General features: G+C 62.4%; 23 protein-coding genes. 10 read left to right on the top strand and 13 right to left on the bottom strand.

Going from position 1 to position 23,732, the window contains the following annotated elements:
- Window positions 1–17: 17 nt before the first annotated feature.
- The 10 genes from J7E36_RS12755 to gloB form a co-directional block, all read right to left on the bottom strand.
- On the bottom strand, window positions 18–845 hold the full coding sequence (locus J7E36_RS12755) for a DMT family transporter (protein WP_215003373.1): 828 nt from the start codon (window positions 843–845) through the stop codon (window positions 18–20).
- Between the two features lie 76 nt (window positions 846–921).
- A complete protein-coding gene (gene gcvA / locus J7E36_RS12760) occupies window positions 922–1,827 on the bottom strand; it encodes a transcriptional regulator GcvA (protein ID WP_215003375.1) in 906 nt (301 codons plus the stop codon).
- A 283-nt stretch (window positions 1,828–2,110) separates the two neighbouring features.
- A complete protein-coding gene (fabI, locus tag J7E36_RS12765) occupies window positions 2,111–2,905 on the bottom strand; it encodes an enoyl-ACP reductase FabI (RefSeq protein WP_215003377.1) in 795 nt (264 codons plus the stop codon).
- A gap of 19 nt (window positions 2,906–2,924) precedes the next feature.
- Window positions 2,925–4,535, bottom strand: a complete 1,611-nt coding sequence (locus J7E36_RS12770) for an ABC transporter ATP-binding protein (protein WP_215003379.1) — start codon at window positions 4,533–4,535, stop codon at window positions 2,925–2,927.
- A 1-nt stretch (window position 4,536) separates the two neighbouring features.
- On the bottom strand, window positions 4,537–5,556 hold the full coding sequence (locus J7E36_RS12775; protein ID WP_215003381.1) for an ABC transporter permease: 1,020 nt from the start codon (window positions 5,554–5,556) through the stop codon (window positions 4,537–4,539).
- Between the two features lies 1 nt (window position 5,557).
- A complete protein-coding gene (locus J7E36_RS12780; RefSeq protein WP_215003383.1) occupies window positions 5,558–6,631 on the bottom strand; it encodes a microcin C ABC transporter permease YejB in 1,074 nt (357 codons plus the stop codon).
- 4 nt (window positions 6,632–6,635) lie between these two features.
- Complete coding sequence (locus J7E36_RS12785; RefSeq protein WP_215003386.1) at window positions 6,636–8,492, bottom strand: extracellular solute-binding protein; 1,857 nt, start codon at window positions 8,490–8,492, stop codon at window positions 6,636–6,638.
- Window positions 8,489–10,321: an extracellular solute-binding protein gene (locus tag J7E36_RS12790; protein WP_251030614.1), complete on the bottom strand. Its 1,833-nt coding sequence runs from the start codon at window positions 10,319–10,321 to the stop codon at window positions 8,489–8,491. The genes J7E36_RS12785 and J7E36_RS12790 overlap by 4 nt, the downstream gene beginning before the upstream one ends.
- Before the next feature lie 236 nt (window positions 10,322–10,557).
- The gene (locus tag J7E36_RS12795; RefSeq protein WP_215003388.1) at window positions 10,558–12,024 is read right to left on the bottom strand and encodes a transglycosylase SLT domain-containing protein; all 1,467 of its coding nucleotides are present in this window, start codon (window positions 12,022–12,024) and stop codon (window positions 10,558–10,560) included.
- A gap of 99 nt (window positions 12,025–12,123) precedes the next feature.
- Entirely contained in the window at window positions 12,124–12,891 is a 768-nt protein-coding gene (gene gloB, locus J7E36_RS12800; protein ID WP_215003390.1) for a hydroxyacylglutathione hydrolase, read from the bottom strand.
- 65 nt (window positions 12,892–12,956) lie between these two features.
- On the opposite strand from gloB, the gene J7E36_RS12805 reads away from it, so the two are divergent.
- The 4 genes from J7E36_RS12805 (at window position 12,957) to J7E36_RS12820 (ending at window position 15,948) form a co-directional block, all read left to right on the top strand.
- Complete coding sequence (locus tag J7E36_RS12805; RefSeq protein WP_215003392.1) at window positions 12,957–13,715, top strand: class I SAM-dependent methyltransferase; 759 nt, start codon at window positions 12,957–12,959, stop codon at window positions 13,713–13,715.
- Window positions 13,716–13,782: 67 nt separating this feature from the next.
- On the top strand, window positions 13,783–14,235 hold the full coding sequence (gene rnhA / locus J7E36_RS12810) for a ribonuclease HI (protein WP_215003393.1): 453 nt from the start codon (window positions 13,783–13,785) through the stop codon (window positions 14,233–14,235).
- Between the two features lie 71 nt (window positions 14,236–14,306).
- A complete protein-coding gene (dnaQ, locus tag J7E36_RS12815; protein ID WP_215003395.1) occupies window positions 14,307–15,053 on the top strand; it encodes a DNA polymerase III subunit epsilon in 747 nt (248 codons plus the stop codon).
- 280 nt (window positions 15,054–15,333) lie between these two features.
- Complete coding sequence (locus J7E36_RS12820; protein ID WP_215003397.1) at window positions 15,334–15,948, top strand: GNAT family N-acetyltransferase; 615 nt, start codon at window positions 15,334–15,336, stop codon at window positions 15,946–15,948.
- Here J7E36_RS12820 and J7E36_RS12825 read toward each other — a convergent pair.
- Complete coding sequence (locus J7E36_RS12825) at window positions 15,914–16,807, bottom strand: LysR substrate-binding domain-containing protein (protein ID WP_215003400.1); 894 nt, start codon at window positions 16,805–16,807, stop codon at window positions 15,914–15,916. The two genes, J7E36_RS12820 and J7E36_RS12825, sit on opposite strands and share 35 nt — an antisense overlap.
- A gap of 85 nt (window positions 16,808–16,892) precedes the next feature.
- A complete protein-coding gene (locus J7E36_RS12830; protein WP_215003402.1) occupies window positions 16,893–17,126 on the bottom strand; it encodes a hypothetical protein in 234 nt (77 codons plus the stop codon).
- Between the two features lie 184 nt (window positions 17,127–17,310).
- Here J7E36_RS12830 and J7E36_RS12835 point away from each other — a divergent pair, with 184 nt between their 5' ends.
- From J7E36_RS12835 to J7E36_RS12845, 3 genes are all read left to right on the top strand, one after another.
- A complete protein-coding gene (locus J7E36_RS12835) occupies window positions 17,311–17,871 on the top strand; it encodes an NADPH-dependent FMN reductase (protein WP_215003403.1) in 561 nt (186 codons plus the stop codon).
- 216 nt (window positions 17,872–18,087) lie between these two features.
- Window positions 18,088–18,438, top strand: coding sequence for a metalloregulator ArsR/SmtB family transcription factor (locus tag J7E36_RS12840; RefSeq protein ID WP_215003405.1), 351 nt, complete (start codon window positions 18,088–18,090; stop codon window positions 18,436–18,438).
- Window positions 18,439–18,475: 37 nt separating this feature from the next.
- Window positions 18,476–19,759 carry an arsenic transporter gene (locus tag J7E36_RS12845; protein ID WP_215003407.1) on the top strand — a complete coding sequence of 428 codons (1,284 nt, stop codon included), beginning with the start codon at window positions 18,476–18,478 and terminating at the stop codon, window positions 19,757–19,759.
- A gap of 132 nt (window positions 19,760–19,891) precedes the next feature.
- On the opposite strand, the gene J7E36_RS12850 is transcribed toward J7E36_RS12845, so the two are convergent.
- The gene (locus tag J7E36_RS12850) at window positions 19,892–20,857 is read right to left on the bottom strand and encodes a DUF1853 family protein (RefSeq protein ID WP_215003408.1); all 966 of its coding nucleotides are present in this window, start codon (window positions 20,855–20,857) and stop codon (window positions 19,892–19,894) included.
- A gap of 105 nt (window positions 20,858–20,962) precedes the next feature.
- Here J7E36_RS12850 and J7E36_RS12855 point away from each other — a divergent pair, with 105 nt between their 5' ends.
- Genes J7E36_RS12855 through J7E36_RS12865 form a run of 3 tightly spaced genes read left to right on the top strand, consistent with a single transcriptional unit; the run spans window position 20,963 to window position 23,693 of the window.
- Window positions 20,963–21,853 (top strand): NAD(+) kinase, encoded by an 891-nt coding sequence (locus J7E36_RS12855; RefSeq protein WP_215003410.1) that lies wholly within the window; start codon window positions 20,963–20,965, stop codon window positions 21,851–21,853.
- Complete coding sequence (locus J7E36_RS12860; RefSeq protein WP_215003412.1) at window positions 21,850–22,824, top strand: metallophosphoesterase; 975 nt, start codon at window positions 21,850–21,852, stop codon at window positions 22,822–22,824. The genes J7E36_RS12855 and J7E36_RS12860 overlap by 4 nt, the downstream gene beginning before the upstream one ends.
- Window positions 22,821–23,693, top strand: a complete 873-nt coding sequence (locus J7E36_RS12865) for a rhomboid family intramembrane serine protease (protein ID WP_215003414.1) — start codon at window positions 22,821–22,823, stop codon at window positions 23,691–23,693. Before J7E36_RS12860 ends, J7E36_RS12865 begins: the two co-directional genes overlap by 4 nt.
- Window positions 23,694–23,732 lie beyond the last annotated feature (39 nt).

Raw genomic sequence — 23,732 nt, forward strand, 5'->3', positions numbered from 1 at the left:
GTAAGAGATGGGGCCTGTCAGCCGATGATGAAGATGCCGCCGGCCATCACTGCGCAGGCCAGGAGCCGGCGGGCGGTGAGTGCCTCGCCGAGAAACAGATAGCCAATCAATGCGGCAAACAGCACGCTGGTTTCGCGCAACGCCGATACCGCGCCCATCGGTGCCTGGTTCATGGCGAAGATGACGATTGCATAGGCCAGCAAGGAGACCAGCCCGCCAACCAAGGCGGTCAATAGTCCGGGTCGGATGGCGAACAAGCTGCGGGCGTCGCGCAGGCCGATGTACACCGCAGGCATCAGCACGCCCCACAAGGCGCACATCCACATCGTATAGGCGAGCGGCGCGCCGGAGAGCCTGGCGCCGATGCCGTCGGTGACGCTGTAGGCCGCAATGAAGCAACCCGTTCCCAGCGCATAGGGCAAGCTGGGAACCGACAGCTTTCGTCCCCGGAAGGCCAGCGAGATGATTGCGCCTGACACCAGCGCGATACCGAGCAGCGCGCCAGGGGCGATGCTTTCCCCGGCAAAGACCGCGGCACCGAGGGTGATCAGAACCGGTGACGATCCACGCGAAATCGGATAGACCTGCCCGAGGTCGCCGACCCGGTAGCTGCGCACCAGAAACAGGTTGTATCCAACATGCAGCAACGCCGAAAGTACCGCATAGCCCCAACTGGCAGGCGCCGGTGGCGCCATGAATGCAGCGGCCACGACACTGGCGATGGCAACGGCGATGCACATGACCGTCATTGACCAGAGCCGGTCGGCGCCGCCACGCAGCAGTGCATTCCAGCTGGCATGCAGGAGTGCGGCGAACAGAACCAGTAACGTGATATGGATAGGCATGCGTGCCAGTTTATGCAACGCAGCGCCCGGACTACAGAGAAGTCTCCTCATTGTTTCATGAGTAAATCCTCATGCATCAGCCATAGGCTTGCTGGACTTTCTGCGCCTCGCTGATCAACCACTGGCGGAAGCTGACGATGTGCGGCTGCGACTCGGTGCCTTTCGGGCAGACAAAATAGTAGGCAAGGGGTGAGGGGAACGGCACATCGAACAGTCGCACCAGGCGGCCATCGCTGATTTCGGTTTCAACATGCCCGCTGCGTACCAAAGCGACGCCCTGGCCGAGCAGGGCGGCCTCGACCGTCATGTTGGTATCGCCGAATCTGACGCTTTCCCTGAGCGGCAAGAACTCCAGTCCGACCTTTTGAAACCAGAGCTCCCATTTAGGCACCAGCTCGGCGCCATCCCGGGTCAGCAGCGGATAGTGCAGCAACTCCGCTGGGCTGCGCGGCGTCCCGAAGCGTTGCAGCAAGTCGGGACTTGCCACCGGAAAGACCTGCTCGCCGAACAGGAACTCCGAATAGAGGCCCGGGTAAGTGCCTTTGCCCAGGCGGATCGCGACATCCGCCTGGGCAGCGGAGAAGTGGATGATCTTGTCGGTGGTGTCCAGCGAGACCAACAGCTCGGGATGCTGGCGGGACAGGTTCGGCAAACGCGGCAACAGCCACTTCAGTGCGAACGAGTACGTGGTGCTGACGTCGAGTCGGACTCGGCCTTTCTGCTCGCGCAGATCGGCCAGAGTCGCTTCCAGGTTCAGGAAGAATTCCCGCACGATGGGCGCCAACGTGGCACCCGCTGCGGTGAGGCTTAACGACTTGCCACGCTCGAACAATTGCAGTCCCCAGAGCGCCTCGAGATGCTTGAGCTGGTGACTGACCGCACTCTGGGTAACGTGCAGCTCCTGCGCGGCAGCGGTAAAGGTCGCGTGCCGGGTGGCGACTTCAAAGGCACGCAATGTAGCGGTCGGTGGCAGGTCTCTCATGGATACGATGTCCCGGCGAGTCATCAGGATGCGTCATGAACGCAGGCTCATGGTAAAGCATCCGGGGTGCATGTCGTGTGTGTCCGGCGTGACGCAACACATCAAGCCTTGATGTAAACGGTCCCACCGCAATCGCGAGCAAGCTCGGCTCCCACAGAGGCTGCGACAAGTACAGAACCTGTGAACCCTTGTTTTGATATTGGTTGGCTTTCCAAGGAAAGCGCAATGAAAAACGCCGCGGGCCCTTTCCAGGACCCGCGGCGTTTTTCATGCGCGGTGAAGATTACTCTTCGAGGTTGCCCATGGCGGTGGTGTTGAAGCCGCCGTCCACGTACATGATTTCACCGCTGATGCCCGACGCCAGGTCGGAGCACAGGAAGGCGCCGGCGTTGCCGACTTCTTCGATGGTGACGTTGCGACGCAGCGGGGTTTGCGCTTCGTTGGCGGCCAGCATCTTGCGGAAGTTCTTGATGCCGGAAGCGGCGAGGGTGCGGATCGGGCCTGCCGAGACGCAGTTGACACGGGTGCCGTCCGGGCCCAGGGAGCCGGCCAGGTAACGAACGCCGGCTTCCAGGGAGGCCTTGGCCATGCCCATGACGTTGTAGTTCGGCATGGTGCGCTCGGCGCCCAGGTACGATAGGGTCAGCAGGCTGCCGTTGCGGCCTTTCATCATTTCGCGACCGGCCTTGGCCAGGGCCACGAAGCTGTAGGCGCTGATGTCGTGGGCAATGCGGAAACCTTCGCGGGTGGTGGCTTCGGTGAAGTCGCCGTCCAGTTGGTCGCCCGGGGCGAAGCCGACGGAGTGCACGATGCAGTCCAGGCCGTCCCACTTCTGGCTCAGTTGTTCGAAGACCTTGGCGATTTCTTCATCGCTGGCGACGTCGCACGGGAAGCACAGCTCAGGGCTCGAACCCCAGCCTTGCGCGAACTCTTCGACACGACCCTTGAGTTTGTCGTTCTGATAAGTGAAGGCAAGCTCAGCGCCCTCGCGATGCATGGCGGCGGCGATGCCGGATGCGATGGACAGCTTGCTGGCGACACCGACGATCAGTACGCGCTTACCGGCGAGAAAACCCATGTGTTGCTCCTCTTTCAGGTTATTCGGCAGCTGTTGGGGCCAGGAAAGCGGCCTCCAGCAACTGCTGTGTATAGGGGTGCTGCGGCGCGGCGAATATGCTGCGGGCATCACCTTGTTCGACCACTTGGCCATGCTTGACCACCATCAACTGGTGGCTCAGCGCTTTGACGACAGCCAGGTCATGGCTGATAAACAGGTACGTCAGGTTGTACTTGGTTTGCAGCGACCGTAACAGCTCCACCACCTGGCGTTGCACGGTACGGTCCAGGGCCGACGTTGGTTCATCCAGCAGAATCAACGCCGGCTTGAGCACCAGGGCCCGGGCAATGGCGATACGCTGCCGTTGCCCTCCGGAAAATTCATGGGGGTAGCGGTTCCGGGTTTCCGGGTCCAGGCCTACCTCCTTCAATGCCGCGATTATCGCGTGTTCCTGTTCGGCCGCGGTGCCGATCTTGTGGATCCGCAGGCCTTCGCCGACGATCTGGCTCACACACATCCGTGGGCTCAGGCTGCCGAACGGGTCCTGAAACACCACTTGCATCTCCCGGCGCAGCGGCCGGACCTGCTGCTGCGTCAGGCTGTCCAGCTGCTTGCCTTCGAAGCGGATCCCGCCCTGGCTTCCGATCAACCTCAAGATCGCCAACCCCAGGGTGGACTTGCCCGAGCCGCTTTCGCCGACGATGCCCAGGGTCTGGCCCTGGGGCAGGCTGAAGCGGATTCCGTCCACGGCCTTGATGTAGTCCACCGTGCGTTTGAGCAGGCCCTTCTTGATCGGGAACCAGACTTTCAGGTCCTGGACCTGCAACAACGGCGGGCCAACCTCGTTGCTCGCCGGGGTGCCGCTGGGTTCTGCACCCAGCAGTTCTCGAGTGTACGGATGCTGCGGTGCGCGGAACAACTCTGCGCACGATGCCTGTTCGACGATGCAACCGCGCTGCATGACACATACGCGATGCGCAATTCTTCGCACCAAGTTCAAATCGTGGCTGATCAACAGCAGCGACATGCCCAATCGTGCCTGCAGATCCTTGAGCAGATCGAGGATTTTCAGCTGGACGGTGACGTCCAGGGCGGTGGTCGGTTCATCGGCGATCAGCAGTTCCGGCTCGTTGGCCAGGGCCATGGCGATCATCACCCGCTGGCGCTGGCCGCCGGACAGCTCATGGGGCAGGGCCTTGAGGCGCTTGTGGGGCTCGGGGATGCCGACCAGCTCCAGCAACTCCAGGGTCCGCCGGGTCGCGACTTTGCCGCTCAGGCCCTTGTGGATACCGAGCACTTCATTGATCTGTTTTTCAATGGAGTGCAGCGGATTCAGGGACGTCATCGGTTCCTGGAAGATCATCGCGATCCGGTTGCCGCGGATATGGCGAATGGTTTTTTCCTTCAGGCCCAGTAGGTCCTGCCCGGCGTAGCGGATGCTGCCGGTGGGGTGATGGGCCAGCGGGTAGGGCAGCAGGCGCAGGATCGAGTGCGCCGTCACCGACTTGCCCGAGCCGCTCTCGCCCACCAGGGCCAGGGTTTCACCGCGCTTGATGTCGAAGCTGACGTCCTCGACTACGCGCTGGCGGTGTTCGCCGACTACGAACTCCACCGCCAGGTCGCGCACTTCGATCAGGTTGTCGTCGTTCATGTCACTTCCTCGGGTCGAAGGCATCGCGCGCGGACTCGCCGATGAACACCAGCAGGCTCAGCATCAGCGCCAGCACGGCGAACGCGCTGATGCCCAGCCATGGCGCCTGGAGGTTGGATTTACCCTGGGCCACCAGTTCGCCCAGGGACGGCGAGCCTGCCGGCAGGCCGAAACCGAGGAAGTCCAGGGCGGTGAGGGTGCCGATGGCGCCGGTGAGGATGAACGGCATGAACGTCATGGTCGAGACCATGGCGTTGGGCAGGATGTGGCGGAACATGATCGCGCCGTTCTGCATGCCCAGCGCTCGCGCGGCGCGCACGTATTCCAGGTTGCGCCCACGCAGGAACTCGGCGCGGACCACGTCCACCAGGCTCATCCACGAGAACAAGAGCATGATGCCCAGCAACCACCAGAAGTTCGGCTGGACGAAACTGGCCAGGATAATCAGCAGGTACAGCACCGGCAGCCCGGACCAGATTTCCAGGAAACGCTGGCCGGCCAGGTCGACCCAGCCGCCATAGAAACCCTGCAGGGCGCCCGCAATCACGCCGATGATCGAGCTGAGCACGGTCAGGGTCAGGGCGAACAGCACCGAGATGCGAAAGCCGTAGATCACGCGCGCGAGGACGTCACGGCCCTGGTCGTCGGTGCCCAGCCAGTTCATCGCCGAGGGCGGCGCCGGGGCCGGGACCTTCAGGTCATAATTGATGCTCTGGTAGCTGAACGGAATCGGCGCCCACAGCACCCAGGCGTCCTTGGCGGCCAACAGTTCGCGGATGTACGGGCTCTTGTAGTTGGCTTCCAGGGGGAATTCGCCGCCGAAGGTGGTTTCCGGGTAGCGCTTGAGGGCCGGGAAGTACCAGCCGTTGTCGTAGTGCACCACCAGCGGCTTGTCGTTGGCGATCAGTTCGGCGCCCAGGCTCAGCCCGAACAGGATCAGGAACAGCCACAGCGACCACCAGCCACGCTTGTTGGCCTTGAACAGTTCGAAGCGGCGGCGATTGAGCGGGGACAGGTTCATCTCAATGCTCCCGGCTTTCGAAGTCGATGCGCGGATCGACAAAGGAGTAGGTCAGGTCGCCGATCAGTTTCACCACCAGGCCCAGCAAGGTAAAGATGAACAGGGTGCCGAACACCACCGGGTAATCGCGGTTGATGGCCGCCTCGAAACTCATCAGCCCGAGGCCATCGAGGGAGAAGATCACCTCTACCAGCAGGGAGCCGGTGAAGAAGATCCCGATGAACGCCGAAGGGAAACCGGCGATCACCAGCAGCATGGCATTGCGGAACACATGGCCGTAGAGCACGCGATGACGGGTCAGGCCCTTGGCCTTGGCAGTGACCACGTATTGCTTGTTGATTTCGTCGAGGAAGCTGTTCTTGGTCAGCAGGGTCATGGTGGCGAAGTTGCCGATCACCAGCGCGGTCACCGGCAAGGCCAGGTGCCAGAAATAGTCGAGGATCTTGCCGCCCAGGGTCAGCTCATCGAAGTTGTTCGAGGTCAGCCCGCGCAACGGGAACCAGTCGAAGTAACTGCCGCCGGCAAACACCACGATCAGCAGGATCGCGAACAGGAACGACGGGATTGCGTAGCCGACGATGATCGCCGAGCTGGTCCACACGTCGAAATGGCTGCCGTGCCGCGTGGCCTTGGCGATCCCCAGCGGGATCGACACCAGGTACATGATCAGCGTGCTCCACAGGCCGAGGGAGATGGACACTGGCATCTTTTCCTTGATCAGGTCGATGACCTTGGCATCGCGGAAGAAACTGTCGCCGAAGTCCAGGTGCGCGTAGTTCTTGATCATGATCCACAGGCGTTCGGGGGCCGATTTGTCGAAGCCGTACATCCGCTCGATTTCCTTGACCAGGCTCGGGTCCAGGCCCTGGGCACCGCGATAGGAGGAGCCGGCCACCGACACTTCGGCGCCGCCGCCGGCAATGCGGCTGGTGGCGCCTTCGAAACCTTCGAGCTTGGCGATCATCTGCTCCACCGGCCCGCCGGGCGCGGCCTGGATGATGACGAAGTTGATCAGCAGGATGCCGAACAGGGTCGGGATGATCAGCAGCAGCCGCCGGAAAATATAAGCCAGCATCGGGTTACTCCACGCTCGCGGGGGCGGTGTTGGTCTGTTGTTCCATGACTTGCTTCTCGACTTCGGCGGCAGGCTTGGCGTCCGGCTTGACCCACCAGGTGGTGGTGCCGATGTCGTAGGTCGGCGTCACTTTCGGATGGCCGATGTGGTTCCAATAGGCCACGCGCCAGGTCTTGATGTGCCAGTTGGGAATCACGTAGTAACCCCACTGCAGCACCCGGTCCAGCGCCCGGGCATGGGTTACCAGGCTTTTGCGCGAATCGGCGTTGATCAGCTGTTCCACCAACTGGTCAACGGCCGGATCCTTCAGGCCCATGGTGTTGCGGCTGCCGGGCTTGTCGGCGGCGGCCGACATCCAGAATTCGCGCTGCTCGTTACCCGGTGAGCTGGATTGCGGGAAGCTGCCCACCACCAGGTCGAAATCCCGCGAGCGCACGCGGTTGATGTACTGGGACACGTCGACCCGGCGGATCACCAGGTCGATACCCAGGTCGCTCAGGTTGCGCTTGAACGGCAGCAATACCCGTTCGAATTCGGTCTGGGCCAACAGGAACTCCAGCACCACCGGTTTGCCCTGGGCATCGACCATCTTGTCGTCGACGATGCGCCAGCCGGCTTCCTGCAGCAACTGGTAAGCCTTGCGCTGCTGGTCGCGGATCATGCCGCTGCCGTCGCACATCGAAGGCTGGAACGCGTCGGTGAACACCTGGTCGGGAATCTTGCCGCGCAGCGGTTCGAGAATCTTCAGTTCGTCTTCACCGGGCAGGCCGGTGGCGGCCATTTCCGAGTTTTCGAAATAACTGCGGGTGCGGGCATAAGCGCCATTGAACAGCTGCTTGTTGGTCCACTCGAAATCCAGCAACAGGCTCAAGGCCTTGCGCACCCGCACGTCCTGGAAGATCGGCCGGCGCAGGTTGTAGACAAAACCCTGCATGCCGGTGGGGTTGCCGTTGGGGATCTGTTCCTTGATCAACCGACCCTCGGTGACGGCCGGGATGTTGTAGGCATTGGCCCAGTTCTTGGCCGTCATCTCCAGCCAGAAGTCGAACTGCCCGGCTTTCAGGGCCTCGACCGCCACGGTGTTGTCGCGGTAATAGTCGGTGGTCAGCACGTCAAAATTGTAGAAACCGCGATTGACCGCCAGGTCCTTGCCCCAGTAATCCTTCACCCGCTCATAACGAGTCGAGCGTCCGGCCTTCACTTCGGTGACTTTGTACGGGCCGCTGCCGAGGGGGATTTCCAGGTTGCCCTTGTTGAAGTCGCGATCGGCCCACCAGTGTTTCGGCAAGACCGGCAGTTGGCCGAGGATCAGCGGCAATTCACGGTTATTGGTGTGCTTGAACTTGAACAGCACCTTGAGCGGGGCTTCGGCGATGACTTCGGCGACGTCGTTGTAGTAGCCGCGAAACATCGGCGCGCCGTCCTTGGTCAAGGTCTGGAAGCTGAACACCACGTCTTCGGCGCGCACCGGGTGGCCGTCGTTGAAGCGGGCTTCGGGGCGCAGGTAGAAACGCACCCAGGCATTGTCCGGGGCTTTCTCGATCTTTTCGGCGATCAGGCCATATTCGGTGAAGGGTTCGTCCAGGCCCTGCTTGGCCAGGGTGTCGTAGATCAGGCCGATGTCATCGGCCGGTACGCCTTTGCTGATGAACGGGTTGAGGCTGTCGAAGCCACCAAACCCGCCCTGGCGGAACATCCCGCCCTTGGGCGCGTCGGGGTTCACGTAATCGAAATGCTTGAAATCGGCCGGGTATTTTGGCGGCTCGTTGTACAGGGTCAGGGCGTGCTGCGGCGCGGCACAAGCCAGCCCGGCGAACAGTAGGCCGCCGGCCTGCAGGAGCAGGGCGCGAAAAGGCTTCATTGATCTTTCTCCGAAGATTTCAGCCACCAGGCGCTCAGGCCCAGGGTGTAGGGCGGCGTGGTGACAAAGGCGAACCGGTTGCGGTAGGCCAGGCGATGATAGTTGAGGTACCAGTTGGGAATGCAGTAGTGCTGCCACAACAGCACCCGGTCCAGGGCTTTGCCGGCGGCGACCTGTTCATCCCGGGTCTGGGCGGCCAAGAGCTTTTCCAGCAGGTGGTCGACCACCGGGTTGGCGATCCCGGCGTAGTTCTTGCTGCCCTTGATCCCGACCTGGCTGGAGTGGAAGTACTGCCATTGTTCAAGGCCCGGGCTCAAGGTCTGGTTCAGGGTCAGCAGGATCATGTCGAAGTCGAACTGGTCCAGGCGCTGCTTGTACTGGGCGCGGTCCACCGTGCGCAGGCGGGCCTGGACGCCGATGCTGGCAAGGTTCTCGACATAGGGTTGCAGGATGCGCTCCAGGTTCGGGTTCACCAGCAGGATCTCGAAGCTCAGGGGCTGGCTGTTCGCGTTCAGCAGGCGCTGGCCGTTGAGGGTCCAGCCGGCCTCCTTCAATAGCCCCAGTGCCTTGCGCAAGGTTTCCCGGGGAATGCCGCGTCCGTCGGTCTGGGGCAGGCTGAAGGGTTCGGTGAGCAGGCGCGGCGGCAGTTGTTCGCGGTAGGGCTTGAGCATTAGCCACTCATGGCCCACGGGAACGCCGCTCGCGGAAAACTCGCTGTTGGGGTAGTAACTGAGGGTGCGCTTGTAGGCGCTGCTGAACAGCGTGCGGTTGGTCCACTCGAAGTCGAACATCAGCCCCAGGGCCTCCCGCACCTTGACGTCAGCAAAGGTGCCGCGGCGGGTGTTCATGAACAGACCCTGGCTCTGGGTCGGGATCTGGTGGGGAATCTGCGCCTTGATCACATCGCCGCGGCTGACCGCCGGGAAGTCATAGCCGTTGGCCCAGTTCTTGGCCTGGTGTTCGATGTAGATGTCGAACTCCCCGGCCTTGAAGGCTTCGAAGGCCACGTCGCTGTCGCGGTAGAACTCCACCTCCATGCGGTCGAAGTTGTATTTGCCGCGATTGACCGCCAGGTCCTTGCCCCAATAGTCCTTGACCCGTTCGAACACCAGTTGGCGACCGGGTTGCACTTTGGTGATGCGATACGGGCCGCTGCCCAGTGGCGGTTCAAAGGTCGTTGCCTTGAAGTCGCGCCCTTTCCAGTAATGCTGGGGCAACACCGGCAGCTCGCCCAGGCGCAGGATCAGCAGAGGATTGCCGGCGCGCTTGAAGACAAAACGGATTTTCAGCGGGTTGAGAATGTCGACCCGCAGCACTTCCTGCAGGTTGGTGCGGTATTGCGGGTGGCCGTCCTTGAGCAGCGTCCGGTAGGAGAACGCCACGTCATAGGCGGTGATCGGCACGCCGTCATGAAACCGCGCCTCGGGCCGCAGGTTGAACACCACCCAGCTACGGTCTTCGCTGTACTCCACCGACTGGGCGATCAGGCCGTAGCTGGACGTTGGTTCATCACCGGACGGCGCGTACTGGCCGGTGCCGACCATCAAGGGTTCGTTCAGCTCGTTGATGCCGTATTGCAGGAAATTCGGCGTGGAAACCGGGCTGCTGCCCTTGAACGTGTAGGGGTTGAGCGTATCGAAGGTGCCGAATGCCATGACCCGCAAGGTACCGCCCTTGGGCGCTTGCGGGTTGACCCAGTCGAAGTGGGTGAATCGGGCCGGGTACTTGAGCGTGCCGAACTGCGCATAGCCGTGGCTTTCGCTGAGGGCGGCACTGGCGGGAGGACTCAAGGCCAGGCTGATCAGGAGCAAGAGGAGGGGACGTATCAAGTCTGAGATCCGATCCAGGCGGCTTTGGCGTTATGGCCTGTACAGTAACAGCTTGTATCGGCAGGAAAAAGGCGGGGCAGCGGGAGCAGGCGGTCCGTCAAGGATCAAGTGGTGCCAAATCCGTGGGAGCAAAGCTTGCTCGCGATAGCAGGGTAACGGTCAACATCGATGTCGACTGCCGTCCCCCCATCGCGAGCAAGCTTTACTCCCACAGGTTTGTAGCGAGCTGACAGGCATCAATGAGGGGAATAGACCGTCAGCACCTGGCCTGGCTTGAGGGCCTTGCCCATCCGCGGGTTCCAGCGCTTGAGGTGCTGCATCTCGACGTTGAAGCGCTTGGCGACCACGTACAACGAGTCGCCCTGCTGTACCTTGTACTGGGTCTGGGGCTGTTGTTTCTTCTGGTTCTTGCTGTTGGCAGCCAGCACGGTGTTGATGCGCTTGTCAGTGGACCGGGTTGCCTTGATGGCTTTGGTGTCCTGCATCACCAGGGTCTGGCCGACCTTGAGTTTGTTGCCACTGAGTTTGTTCCAGCGCTGCAGGTCCTTGGTCTGGACGTTGTTGGCCTTGGCGATCTGGGCCAGGTTGTCGCCGCGCTTGACCCGGTAGCTGCGCCGGGCGCCTTCCACTTCGCTGTCATCGGCGGTTTCAAAGACCGGCTTGAGCGAGCGCGGGCTGATCAATTCTTCCGGACGCATGGTCGACAGACTGGCGGTCAGCAACTGGGCCTTGGACGTGGGCACCAGCAAATGCTGGGGGCCGTCGACGGTGGTGCGCTGCTTGAAGGCCGGGTTGAGCTGGAACAGCTCGTCTTCGTCGATATTGGCCACCGCCGCGACCTTGGACAGGTCCATGCGCTGGTTGATCTCGACGACCTGGAAGTAGGGTTCGTTGGCAATCGGGTTGAGGTTCACCCCATAGGCATCGGGGGCGAGCACCACCTGGGACAGCGCCAGCAGCTTGGGCACATAGGCCTGGGTCTCGGCGGGCAGCGGCAGGTTCCAGTAGTCGGTGGGCAGGCCGAGCTTTTCGTTGCGCTCGATGGCGCGACTGACCGTGCCTTCGCCGGCGTTGTAGGCTGCCAGGGCCAGCAACCAGTCGCCGTTGAACATGTCGTGCAGGCGCGTCAGGTAATCCATGGCGGCCGTGGTGGAAGCGGTGATGTCGCGACGCCCGTCATAGAAACGGGTCTGGCGCAGATTGAAGTAACGCCCCGTGGACGGGATGAATTGCCACAGGCCTACTGCGTTGGCCCGGGAATAGGCCATGGGGTTGTAGGCGCTTTCGATGACTGGCAGCAGGGCCAGTTCCAGCGGCATGTTGCGTTCTTCGAGGCGTTCAACAATGTAATGGATGTAGAGGCTGCCACGTTCACTGGCGCCCTCGAGAAACGACGGGTTGCTGGCGAACCACAGGCGCTGCTGCTCGATACGCGGATTGACGCCAGCCGTTTCCTGCAACTGGAAGCCCTGTCGCATGCGTTCCCATACGTCCTGGGGCACTTGGGGGCTTGGCTTTTCGCTGAGCCACAAGGGCTTCTGCTTGGCGCGAGCGGCGAGGTTCGGCGTGTGGGCCGCGTCGGTTGGCGGTACCTGGCTCGTGCTCTGGCAGCCCGCCAGCATGGCGGACACAGCCACCGCGATGGCTTGAGCCAAGCGGGTCAATGTGTCTGACTGGGCGGACCTGCGTATGGATGACGACATTGGCTGGAAGTAAGTTCCGGGCGAAAATGTCGGGCGATTCTAGAAAGCACACCCCAACAGGTCAACCATTCAGAATTTTTGTACCAATCGATAGCTGGCTTAGAACGTATCTTTCCACGCCCGCAAGGCCGCAAAAACCTCACTCGCCGTCTGGTTACGCTGGCCGTTCCGTTCGTCTGCTTTTTGTTTAACGGATGTTTCGGCGGTGCGTAGGAACGGGTTGGTGAGTTTTTCCAGGGCCAGGGTCGAGGGCAGCGTCATGATGCCTTCGCTGCGTTGCCGGCTGACTTTTACCAGGCGGGCAGCAATGTCCGCGTTGTCCGGCTCCACCGCAGCGGCGAACTTCAGGTTGCTGAGGGTGTACTCGTGGGTGCAGTAAACCAGGGTATCGTCCGGCAGGGCGGCGAGACGGCTGAGGGAGTGATGCATCTGCGCCGGCGTGCCTTCGAAGAGGCGGCCGCAACCGGCGGCGAACAACGTGTCGCCACAGAACAGCAGGCCGTGGTGGTAATAGGCGATATGCCCCAGGGTGTGGCCGGGCACGGCGTAGACCTCGAAGTCCAAGCCGAGCACGCTGACGGTGTCGTTGTCATTCAGGGCGGTGTCCCGCGCCGGGATGTTTTCGCTGGCCGGGCCATGGACGGTGGCGCCTGACGCATGCTTCAACGCCTGCACGCCGCCAACATGATCGTGGTGGTGATGGGTGATCATGATGTCGCTCAGGACCCACTCGGAGTGGGCATCGAGCCAGGCCTGGACCGGTGCGGCGTCACCCGGGTCGACCACGGCGCAGCGCTGGGTCGAGTGATCCTGTAACAACCAGATGTAGTTATCGGTGAAGGCGGGCAGGGCACTGATCTGTATCATCGCGGAATTCGCCAAGCTGAAAACAAAGGCGCATCTTAGAACTTCCTGACGCGTTGGAGAATGCAATGACCGATGAAGCGTTCGCCCAGGCCGATCCCGACTGGCTGGCGTTGATCAGCGCTGCCCGTGAATGGCTGTCCGGTCCTGTCGGGCAATTTTTGCTGGATGAAGAGCGGCGCATGCTCGAGGAGGAGCTGGGCAGGTTCTTCGGTGGCTACCTGGTGCACTATGGGCCGTCGGCGCAGACGCCGCCGCAGGCCCCCCAGGTCCAGCGCAACGTGCGCCTGGGCGCGCCGCTGCCCGGGGTGGAAATTGTCTGCGAGGAGCAGGCCTGGCCGTTGAGCGAGCATGCCGCCGATGTGGTGGTCATGCAGCACGGTCTGGACTTCTGCCTGTCGCCCCACGGTTTGCTGCGTGAAGCGGCGAGCAGTGTGCGTCCCGGCGGGCATCTGCTGATCATTGGCATCAATCCCTGGAGCAGTTGGGGGTTGCGCCGGGTCTTCGCCCAGGACGCCTTGCGCCACGCTCGCTGCATCTCGGCGTCACGGGTAGGCGACTGGCTCAACCTGCTGGGCTTCGCGCTGGAGAAGCGCCGCTTCGGGTGCTATCGTCCGCCGCTTGCGTCGCCCAAGTGGCAGGCCCGTCTGGCCGGCTGGGAACGCAAGGCCGGTGACTGGCAACTGTCCGGCGGCGGTTTCTACTTGCTGGTGGCGCGCAAGATCGCAGTCGGGCTGCGCCCGGTGCGCCAGGCGCGGCGCGAGCCGATGGGCAAGCTGATTCCCTTGCCGATGGCCAAGGTCAATCGTCGTCACATCGAGCCGTAAACCTTTTTGATGGCCCGGCCGACCTGTCGGCCACGGGTCTTTGCATTTTTTTTCTGGATAGATTGGCATGAGCGATAGCGTGGAACTCTTTACTGACGGCGCCTGCAAGGGCAATCCCGGCCCGGGCGGCTGGGGCGCGTTGCTGGTGTGCAAGGGCGTTGAGAAGGAGCTCTGGGGCGGCGAAACCAATACCACCAACAATCGCATGGAGCTGATGGGCGCCATTCGCGGCCTCGAAGAGCTCAAGCGGCCCTGCGATGTACTGCTGGTGACCGACTCGCAGTACGTGATGAAAGGCATCAACGAGTGGATGGCCAACTGGAAGAAGCGCGGCTGGAAAACCGCCGCGAAGGAGCCGGTGAAAAATGCCGACCTCTGGAGGCAACTGGACGAGCAGGTCAACCGCCACAACGTCACCTGGAAGTGGGTACGCGGCCACATCGGCCACCATGGTAACGAGCGGGCCGACCAGTTGGCCAACCGTGGCGTGGATGAGGTGCGGGGCTACAAGCAGGCCTGACTGCGGCAGTTCCCTGTGAGCGTGTTAACATCCGCGCTTTTGCAAGCCTGCCCGTTGAGAGCTGAACACAGATGGCCAACAGATCTGTAGTACTGGATACCGAAACTACCGGTATGCCGGTGACCGACGGTCACCGGATTATCGAAATCGGTTGTGTCGAGCTGATCGGCCGGCGCCTGACCGGTCGCCATTTCCACGTTTACCTGCAACCGGACCGCGAGAGTGACGAAGGCGCCATCGGCGTCCACGGCATTACCAACGAGTTCCTGGTGGGCAAGCCACGGTTTGCCGAAGTAGCCGACGAGTTCTTCGAGTTCATCAAGGGCGCGCAGTTGATCATCCACAACGCGGCGTTCGACGTTGGGTTCATCAACAACGAATTCGCCCTGGTGGGCCAGCACGACCGTGCGGACATCACCCGGCATTGCACCATTCTCGATACCCTGATGATGGCTCGGGAGCGGCACCCGGGGCAGCGCAACAGCCTCGATGCCTTGTGCAAGCGCTACGATGTCGATAACTCCGGCCGCGAACTGCACGGCGCCTTGCTCGACTCCGAGATCCTGGCCGACGTCTACCTGACCATGACCGGCGGCCAGACCAGCCTGTCCCTGGCCGGTAACGCTTCGGATGGCAACGGTTCCGGCGAAGGCTCCGGTAACCAGGCCACGGAAATCCGTCGGCTGCCGGCCGACCGCCGGCCAGCCCGGATCATCCGCGCCAGTGAAAGCGACCTGGCCGAACATGCCGCGCGTCTGGAAGCCATCGCCAAATCGGCGGGCGCTCCGGCACTGTGGACGCAGTTGGCTGAAGCTTGAGAGCATTTCACGCATAAATCCCTGTGGGAGCGAGCCTGCTCGCGATAGCGGTGAATCAGCCGATATTGATGTAACTGACACACTGCTATCGCGAGCAGGCTCGCTCCCACCAGGGATGTTGTCAGTATTCATCTTTCATTTCTCGCCACAATCGCCGCGACCTTCTAACCTGAGGTAACGGGCAGCTACGGATCCGCCTGATGAGTGAAGATTTGAAAGGCAAGGGCAATGGATGGCAATGCGCCGTTGGTTGTCTCAAGGAATGAGGACGTTTCCCAGTATGCAACCGGTCATGAATCCCAAGCACCCCGGCCTCTCGGTACGCGTTGCCGATGACGGCTTCGCGGTCTATATCTGGGGCAGTGATTTCAGCTTCGAGGTCAGCGACTACGTTACGGCGCAGATCGGCAGGCCCGTGAGCCAGTGGCCGGTGACGCCCATCGTTCCCTATCGCAAGTGCTATGGCATCGATCCCGAGGAGTTCAGCAGCTTCCGCGACGCCCCGGACAGTGAGATCTTCATGGCTTATCTCGATGACCAGCCGGTGGGACACCTGGTGGTCAGTACCAACTGGAACGGCTTCGCTCACATCGACGAACTGGCGGTACACGCCCCGGCTCGTCGCCACGGGGTGGCCAGGGCCTTGCTCGACGTCGCGCATTTCTGGAGCCGCAAGAAAAAACTGCCGGGCATCATGCTCGAAACCCAGAACAACAACCTGGGTGCCTGCCGGCTCTACGAGCGTTGCGGCTATGTGCTGGGCGGTATCGATCACCTGCGCTATCGCGGCATTGACCGCCATACGGCTGAGGTGGCGCTGTTCTGGTACCGGCTGTTCGATGATCCGCTGGGCATGGCCATCAGTGGCCCAGCAGCGCCTCGGCTTGTTCCGTAACCCGCTCCAGCAGTGACTGCAGGGCGGGCGAGGGCGTGCTGCCATTCAGGCTCAGGGCATAGAGGCTGATCGTCACCGCGGGCGACACCGGGCAGGCGTCCAGGCCGGTGGCTTTGGCGCCCGAGGCGGTGAACGGGTCGACGATGGCCAGGCCTTCGCCGGCTTCGACCATGGCGCGCATCATCTGATGCGTCTGCACGCGGATCTGGATCACCGGCGCCGGACGTAGCGCCCCCAGCTTGTGTTCGAACGCCGGACTCAACGGGTCGTGACCCTCCAGGCCGACCAGCGACTGGCCCGCCAGGTCCTGAAGCGAAATGTATTTTTGCCGTGGTTGCAGCCAGCCATGGGGCGCCAGCAATTGCAGCTTGCCCTGGGCGATCGGCTGGCATTGGATGTCGGGGTGTTCAGGGTTGTGCAGGCTCAGGCCCAGGTCGCTTTCGCGCAAGAGCAGGCTCTGGACGATCTCGCGGGTCGGCTGGCTGAGCAGGGTGCACGGTGCATCCGGGTAGCGTCGACGCAGGGCAGCGATGCTCTGGGGCAACAATTGCTGGGCCAGCGGCGGCGTACAGATGATGCGCAAGGGCGGTGCCTGATAGTGTTTCAGGCTGCTGGCCAGTCGCTGCACCGGCTCGAGGGTGTCATACACCCGCGCGATGCCGTCGCGCAATTCGAGGGTTTCCCGGGTGGCCTGCAGGCGCCCGCGCACACTGGCAAACAACATGAAGCCCAATTGTGCCTCGGCGTCGCGCAAGATCGCCTCGACTTCCGCTACCGGCAATTGCAGCCATTCGGCCGCCGTGCCCAGATGACCGGTCTGCAGCAGCGCCTGGATCACTTCGATGTGGCGTAAACGCATGCAAGAAGTCCATGTTCGGCGGGTAAGCCATTGAGTGGCCGAATCCTAACCCAAGTCCGGGCATGACTTCTGCTCATAACAATGGTTATGAGGCGATTTGCGTTTCAGGTTCGCGCGTCAGTTCAATACCAGACTGCACCAGCAGGAAGCGATCTTCGTCGAGTTTGTTGACGCGATCGCCAATGGCCAGTTTATAGGTGGTGACAGGCTCCTTGCCGTTTCCGTCGTGCGACGGGGTCGATTCCTGGAATTCATGCACCGAATAGACGCGACCTTCGGCGTCCCGCGCATGAAATTGTCCGACAAGTACTGCTGCCATTGCTAAGAACCTCTAAAAAAAGATCACTCGATTTGCGGTTCTGTAGACCTTGGTCAAGCGCGGTAAGTTTTCCCACAAGAAAAAAATAGTCCAGCCGGCAGGAATTCGTCGCTCCATTGGTCCAAATGTAACGCCGATCATCTATAACTACAGATCCTTTGAGCCGACAGTCGAGAAGCCTCTCATGAGTAATGTCTACACCGTGGCCGTTTTGGTGGGCAGCCTGCGCAAGGCGTCGATCAACCGCAAGATCGCGCTGGCACTGGCTGACCTGGCGCCCGCCTACCTGAAGCTGGAGATCGTCGAGATCGGTCAATTGCCGCTCTATAACGAGGACATCGACGTGACCCCGCCACCGGCCGCCTATACCGCGTTTCGCCAACAGGTGGGCGCCGCCGACGCGCTGCTGTTCGTCACCCCGGAGTACAACCGCTCGGTGCCGGCGCCGTTGAAAAATGCCATCGACGTTGGCTCGCGCCCCTACGGCCAGAGTTGCCTGAGCGGCAAGCCGGGCGCAGTGATCAGCGCTTCGCCGGGGGCCATCGGCGGTTTCGGCGCCAACCACCACCTGCGCCAGTCGCTGGTGTTCCTCGATGTACCTTGCATGCAGCAACCGGAAGGCTACCTGAGCGGGGCGGGTACGGCGTTTGACGAAGCGGGTAATCTGTCGGAGTCGTTAAAGCCGTTCCTGCAGAAGTTCATCGATGCCTATGGCGCGTGGGTTGAGCAGCATAAAAAGGCCTGATGCCCCTGAACACTGAGCCACGATAAGGGGTGGCGAGGACATTTGTGGGAGCAAAGCTTGCTCGCGATCCAGGCGCCGCGATTCTCAAGGACTGCGTCGTTGTTCATCGCGGGCAAGCCTTGCTCCCACAGGTGAAGTGTTTAAATTCAAGCACTGCTTTACTGAATATTCGAATTTCCATATATTCGCCCTTCGTTCATCCAGGCTTTCCCTGCCATGCCCGATTCCCACAACCCTGTCGATGTCTTCAAGGCGCTGGCCGACGACACTCGCACGCGCATCGCCTTGCTGGTGGTCCGTGAAGGTGAGTTGTGTGTCTGTGAACTCACCGCCGCGCTAGGCCTGAGCCAGCCGAAGATTTCCCGGCATCTGGCCCAGTTGCGCAGCGCCGGGCTGCTCAGCGACCGGCGTCAGGGGCAGTGGGTCTATTACCGCTTGCACGCGCAGTTGCCCTTTTGGATCAGCACCTTGCTGGAGCAGGCACTGGCCGCCAACTCGGCCTGGCTGGCGGCGGATGTGGCGCGCTTGGGCGCGATGACCGACCGTCCGGTGGCGCGTTGCTGCTGATGTCTTCTTTCCAATCCCTCTTGCAAGGCTGTTGCACATGCTTATCGCGTCGTTGATTTTCCTGCTGACCATTACCCTGGTGATCTGGCAACCCAAAGGGCTCGGCGTTGGCTGGAGCGCGACGTTCGGCGCGCTGCTGGCCTTGTTGAGCGGGGTGGTGCAGGTCAGTGACATTGCGCTGGTCTGGCAGATCATCTGGAACGCCACCGGCACTTTCGTCGCGCTGATCATCATCAGCCTGTTGCTGGACGAAGCGGGTTTCTTCGCCTGGGCAGCCCTGCACGTGGCCCGCTGGGGCCGGGGCAGCGGGCGCAAGCTGTTCGCGTTCATGGTGCTGCTGGGGGCGCTCGTGTCGGCCCTGTTTGCCAACGACGGCGCGGCGCTGATCCTGACGCCGATCGTGATCTCCATGCTGCTGGCGTTGCGCTTTTCCCCCGCAGCGACCCTGGCGTTCGTGATGGGCGCGGGTTTCATTGCCGACACTGCAAGCCTGCCGCTGGTGGTGTCGAACCTGGTGAACATCGTTTCGGCGGACTTCTTCGGCATCGGTTTCAACCGCTACGCGGCGGTCATGGTGCCGGTGAACCTGGTCAGCGTGGCGGCGAGCCTGGGGGTCCTGTTGTGGTTCTTCCGCCGCGACATCCCGAGCGATTACGACCCGCATCAGTTGGACGATCCGGCCACGGCGATCCACGACAAGGCCACGTTTTATGCAGGTTGGGCGGTGCTGGTGATCCTGCTCGTGGGCTGCTTTGCCCTGGAGCCGCTGGGCATCCCCATCAGTGCGATTTCGGCGGTGTGCGCCGCGTTGCTGCTGGCCGTTGCAGCCCGCGGCCACAAGATCTCCACCCGCAAGGCGATGAAGGAAGCGCCGTGGCAGATCGTGATCTTCTCCCTGGGCATGTACCTGGTGGTCTACGGCCTGCGCAACGCCGGGCTGACCGGCTACCTGGCCCACTGGCTCGATACGTTCGCCGAATACGGCGTGTGGGGCGCGGCCATGGGCACCGGGCTGCTCACGGCGCTGCTGTCGTCGATCATGAACAACCTGCCGACAGTGCTGGTGGGCGCGTTGTCCATCGACGCCAGCCACGCCACCGGGGCGGTGAAGGAAGCCATGATCTATGCCAACGTCATCGGCAGCGACCTGGGCCCGAAAATCACCCCGATCGGCAGCCTGGCCACCTTGCTCTGGCTGCATGTGCTGGCGCGCAAGGACATCCGGATCGGCTGGGGTTATTACTTCAAGGTTGGCATCGTGCTGACGGCGCCGGTGTTGCTGGTGACGTTGGCGGCGCTGGCGGTGCGGTTGTCCTTATAATTCGCGGCGGCCCTATCGCGAGCAGGCTCGCTCCCACAGTGGGCCTCTGGTGATCACAAAATTCATGTTCACAGAAGATCCCCTGTGGGAGCGAGCCTGCTCGCGATGAGGCCCTCGCAGACACCGCCAAACTCAAGCATTCCCCGGCACATCCGGCCAACGATCCGCCACCAGAAACACCCGTTCGGCTTCATCCCACTCACCCTCGCTGTTCTCACCCAGGCGCACCAGCAACTGCGCCGGCGCCATCGGGTCGAGCGCCCGCCGCCAGGCTTCCAGTTGTGCGCTGTTCCAGGTCTGCTCTTCCGGATACCGGGCCGGGGCCAGCCAGGCGGCGCGGGGCAGGGGTTGCCAGCGGCCCGGCGGACGTTGGGCGACGAAGGCCGGCCAATCCCGTTGATGCAGCCAACTGCCGCGCAAATGCCCGGGGTGGGCGCCGGTCGGCGATTCGGCCCGGTTCGGCCAAGGATACAGCAGGTACCCACCCAACCACAGCTCGGAGCGGAACAACTCGATACCCGACGGCTCAATGCCCAGCGCCGCCAGGGCCTCGCGGCTTTCCGGGCGTGCCGAGATCGGCAATTGGTGCTCGCGCAAATGGGTCAGCTTGCGGTCGAGCCGGTCATGGCAGCCCGGGCCCAGCCACTGGGCGGCGTCTTGACCGTCACCTTGTTGCGGGCCCAGGTACAACTTGATCGCCAGTTCCAGGTGATGGATGCCGTCGCCATCGCGCAGCAGCAGGTCCAGTTCGCCCAGGGTATGGCCCTCGCGGCGGATCGGCAGGTTCGCCGCGATCAGCTCGATGCCCGGTGCGTGCTGCACGGCAAATTGCCACAACCTTTCGTAATACAGCCCCAGGCGCCGCGTCTTCCCTTGCGACAGCCAGTGCAGCAACGGGTAGCTGTCGCGGTCCAACTGACGTAGCCAGTGTTCCAGTCGATCGGGGTGGCGTACCCAGTCACTGCCGGTCAGCGGATGACGCTGGGGCCAGGGTGTGTCGAGAAGCATGGGCGGGGCGAGCAGCGCCCATGCCAGGTCGCGCACTTCGGGATGGCGCAGGCGGCGGGGCAGGTCCAGCAATTCTGGGAACAGGATCATTTTGCGAGCATAGCTGTTGCGGCGACGTCTTAAAGAATTTTGTCTATGGAGCGCTTTCGCCCATAATCGTGATTTTCGCCCGCCGCAGACCCTCGCAGGAGCCTCATGGAGCAATTTCGCAATATCGGCATCATCGGTCGCCTGGGCAGTTCACAGGTATTGGACACCGTTCGCCGTCTCAAACGTTTCCTCTTGGAGCGGCACCTGCATGTGATCCTCGAAGACACCATCGCCGAGGTGTTGCCGGGTCATGGCCTGCAGACGTCCTCGCGCAAGATGCTCGGCGAAGTCTGTGACATGGTGATCGTGGTCGGCGGCGATGGCAGCCTGCTGGGGGCGGCCCGGGCACTGGCGCGGCACAACGTCCCGGTGCTGGGAATCAACCGCGGCAGCCTGGGCTTCCTGACCGATATCCGTCCGGACGAGCTGGAAATCAAGGTCGCCGAAGTGCTCGACGGCCATTATCTGGTGGAGAACCGCTTCCTGCTGCAAGCCGAGGTGCGCCGTCACGCCGAAGCCATCGGCCAGGGCGATGCCCTCAACGACGTGGTGCTGCATCCTGGCAAATCCACGCGCATGATCGAATTCGAGCTGTACATCGACGGCCAGTTCGTCTGCAGTCAGAAGGCCGACGGCCTGATCGTCGCCACGCCCACCGGTTCCACGGCCTATGCGCTGTCCGCCGGTGGCCCGATCATGCACCCCAAGCTCGACGCTATTGTGATTGTGCCGATGTACCCCCATACCTTGTCTGGGCGACCCATTGTGGTCGATGGCAACAGTGAGCTGAAAATCGTCGTGTCCAAGGATATGCAGATCTACCCGCAAGTGTCCTGTGACGGCCAGAACCATTTCACCTGCGCGCCGGGTGACACCATCACCGTCAGCAAGAAAGCGCAGAAACTGCGCCTGATCCATCCGCTGGATCACAATTACTACGAAGTCTGCCGGACCAAGCTCGGCTGGGGCAGTCGGCTGGGAGGTAGAGGCGATTGATGCTCGATCCTGCGCGCAGTTACGACCTGATCGGCGACGTGCACGGATGCGCCCTGACCCTGGAACGCCTGTTGGACCGACTCGGCTACCACAAGCAGGGCGGGGTCTGGCGGCATCCGTCGCGCATGGCCGTGTTCCTCGGCGATATCATTGACCGTGGCCCGCGGATCCGCGAGGCGCTGCACATCGTCCACGACATGGTCGTGGCCGGTGAGGCGCTGTGCATCATGGGCAACCACGAGTTCAACGCCCTGGGCTGGAGCACCCCGGCATTGCCCGGCAGTGGCCAGCGCTACGTGCGCGAACACACCCCGCGCCACGCCCGCCTGCTCAACGAAACGCTGACCCAGTTCGAGCAGCACCCCGGCGACTGGCAGGACTTTCTCGAATGGTTCTATGAGCTGCCGTTGTTTGTCGATGCGGGCCGTTTCAGGGTGGTGCACGCCTGTTGGGATGCCGGCCTGATCGAACCGCTGCGGGGCCTGTTCCCGAACGGCTGCGTCGACGAGCATTTCCTCCAGGCGTCGGCGCAGCCGGGCAGCTTTGCCTGCACGGTGTTCGATCGCTTGCTGCGTGGCACCGACATGCGTCTGCCCCACGGCATGACCCTGACCGGTGGCGACGGCCTGACCCGGTCGTTCTTCCGCACCAAATTCTGGGAAGACGACCCGAAAACCTACGGGGACATCGTGTTCCAGCCCGACGCCTTGCCCGAGCCGGTCGCGCGCACGCCGTTGACTGCGGATGAGAAGAACAACCTGTTGCGCTATGGCGTCCATGAGCCGTTGCTGTTCGTCGGCCACTATTGGCGCAGCGGCAAACCCGCGCCGATCCGTCCGAACCTGGCGTGCCTGGACTACAGCGCGGTGCTCTACGGCAAGTTGGCCGCTTATCGACTTGATCAGGAAACCCGCCTCGACCCGCACAAGTTCGTCTGGGTCGATGTCGAGCGGCCGGAGGTGGTGCGGTGAACCTTGTCGCGGTGCTGCGTTTACCTCTGGCGGCGGACCTGAGCGGCTTCGTCACGCTGCTGCAGCGCATGCAGGTGCCCCACCGGGTCAGCGAAGAAGCGGGCGAGCAGGTGCTCTGGGTGCCGGACGACATCGGCGAAGATGTGCTCTCCTTGTATGCACGCTTTCCGGCCGGAGATCCTGAGCAATTGCTGGAGCTGCCGGCCATCGGCAGCACCGCGCGGCGGCCAGGCTTCGTCCAGCAACTGACCCACAGCCCGATTACCGCCCTGATACTGCTGCTGAGCCTGATTGTCGGCGCCGTGACCCTGCTGGGCGACAATCTCCAGGCGTTGCGCTGGCTGACCTTCCTGGAGTTTCGTGTCGTCGGCGAGTACATCCAGTTCACACCGCTGGCCGACAGCCTGGCGGCGGGGCAGTGGTGGCGCCTGGTGACGCCGATGCTGATCCACTTCGGTTTCCTGCACATCGCCATGAATGGCATGTGGTACTGGGAACTGGGGCGGCGGATCGAAGCGCATCAGGGCGGCATCAACCTGCTGGGGCTGACGCTGCTGTTCAGCCTCGTGTCCAATTTCGTCCAGTACTTTGTCAGCGGCGCGACGCTGTTCGGCGGTTTGTCCGGCGTGTTGTACGGCTTGCTGGGCCATTGCTGGATCTATCAATGGCTGGCGCCGAACCCGGCGTATCACTTGCCCCGGGGCGTCCTGGTAATGATGCTGGTGTGGCTGGCGCTGTGCCTGTCCGGGCTGGTCTCGATGATCGGCTTCGGCGAAATCGCCAACGGCGCCCATGTTGGCGGGTTGCTCATCGGTTGCTTCACAGGCTTGTTGGGTGGGCTGTTCGCTCGCCGAAAAATGGCCGCCTGACCGGTGCTTGTACCACTTTAATAGGCGCGAACGCGCGGA

It is taken from the genome of Pseudomonas fluorescens (assembly GCF_018614775.1).
In the GTDB taxonomy this organism is placed as follows: domain Bacteria; phylum Pseudomonadota; class Gammaproteobacteria; order Pseudomonadales; family Pseudomonadaceae; genus Aquipseudomonas; species Aquipseudomonas fluorescens_BY.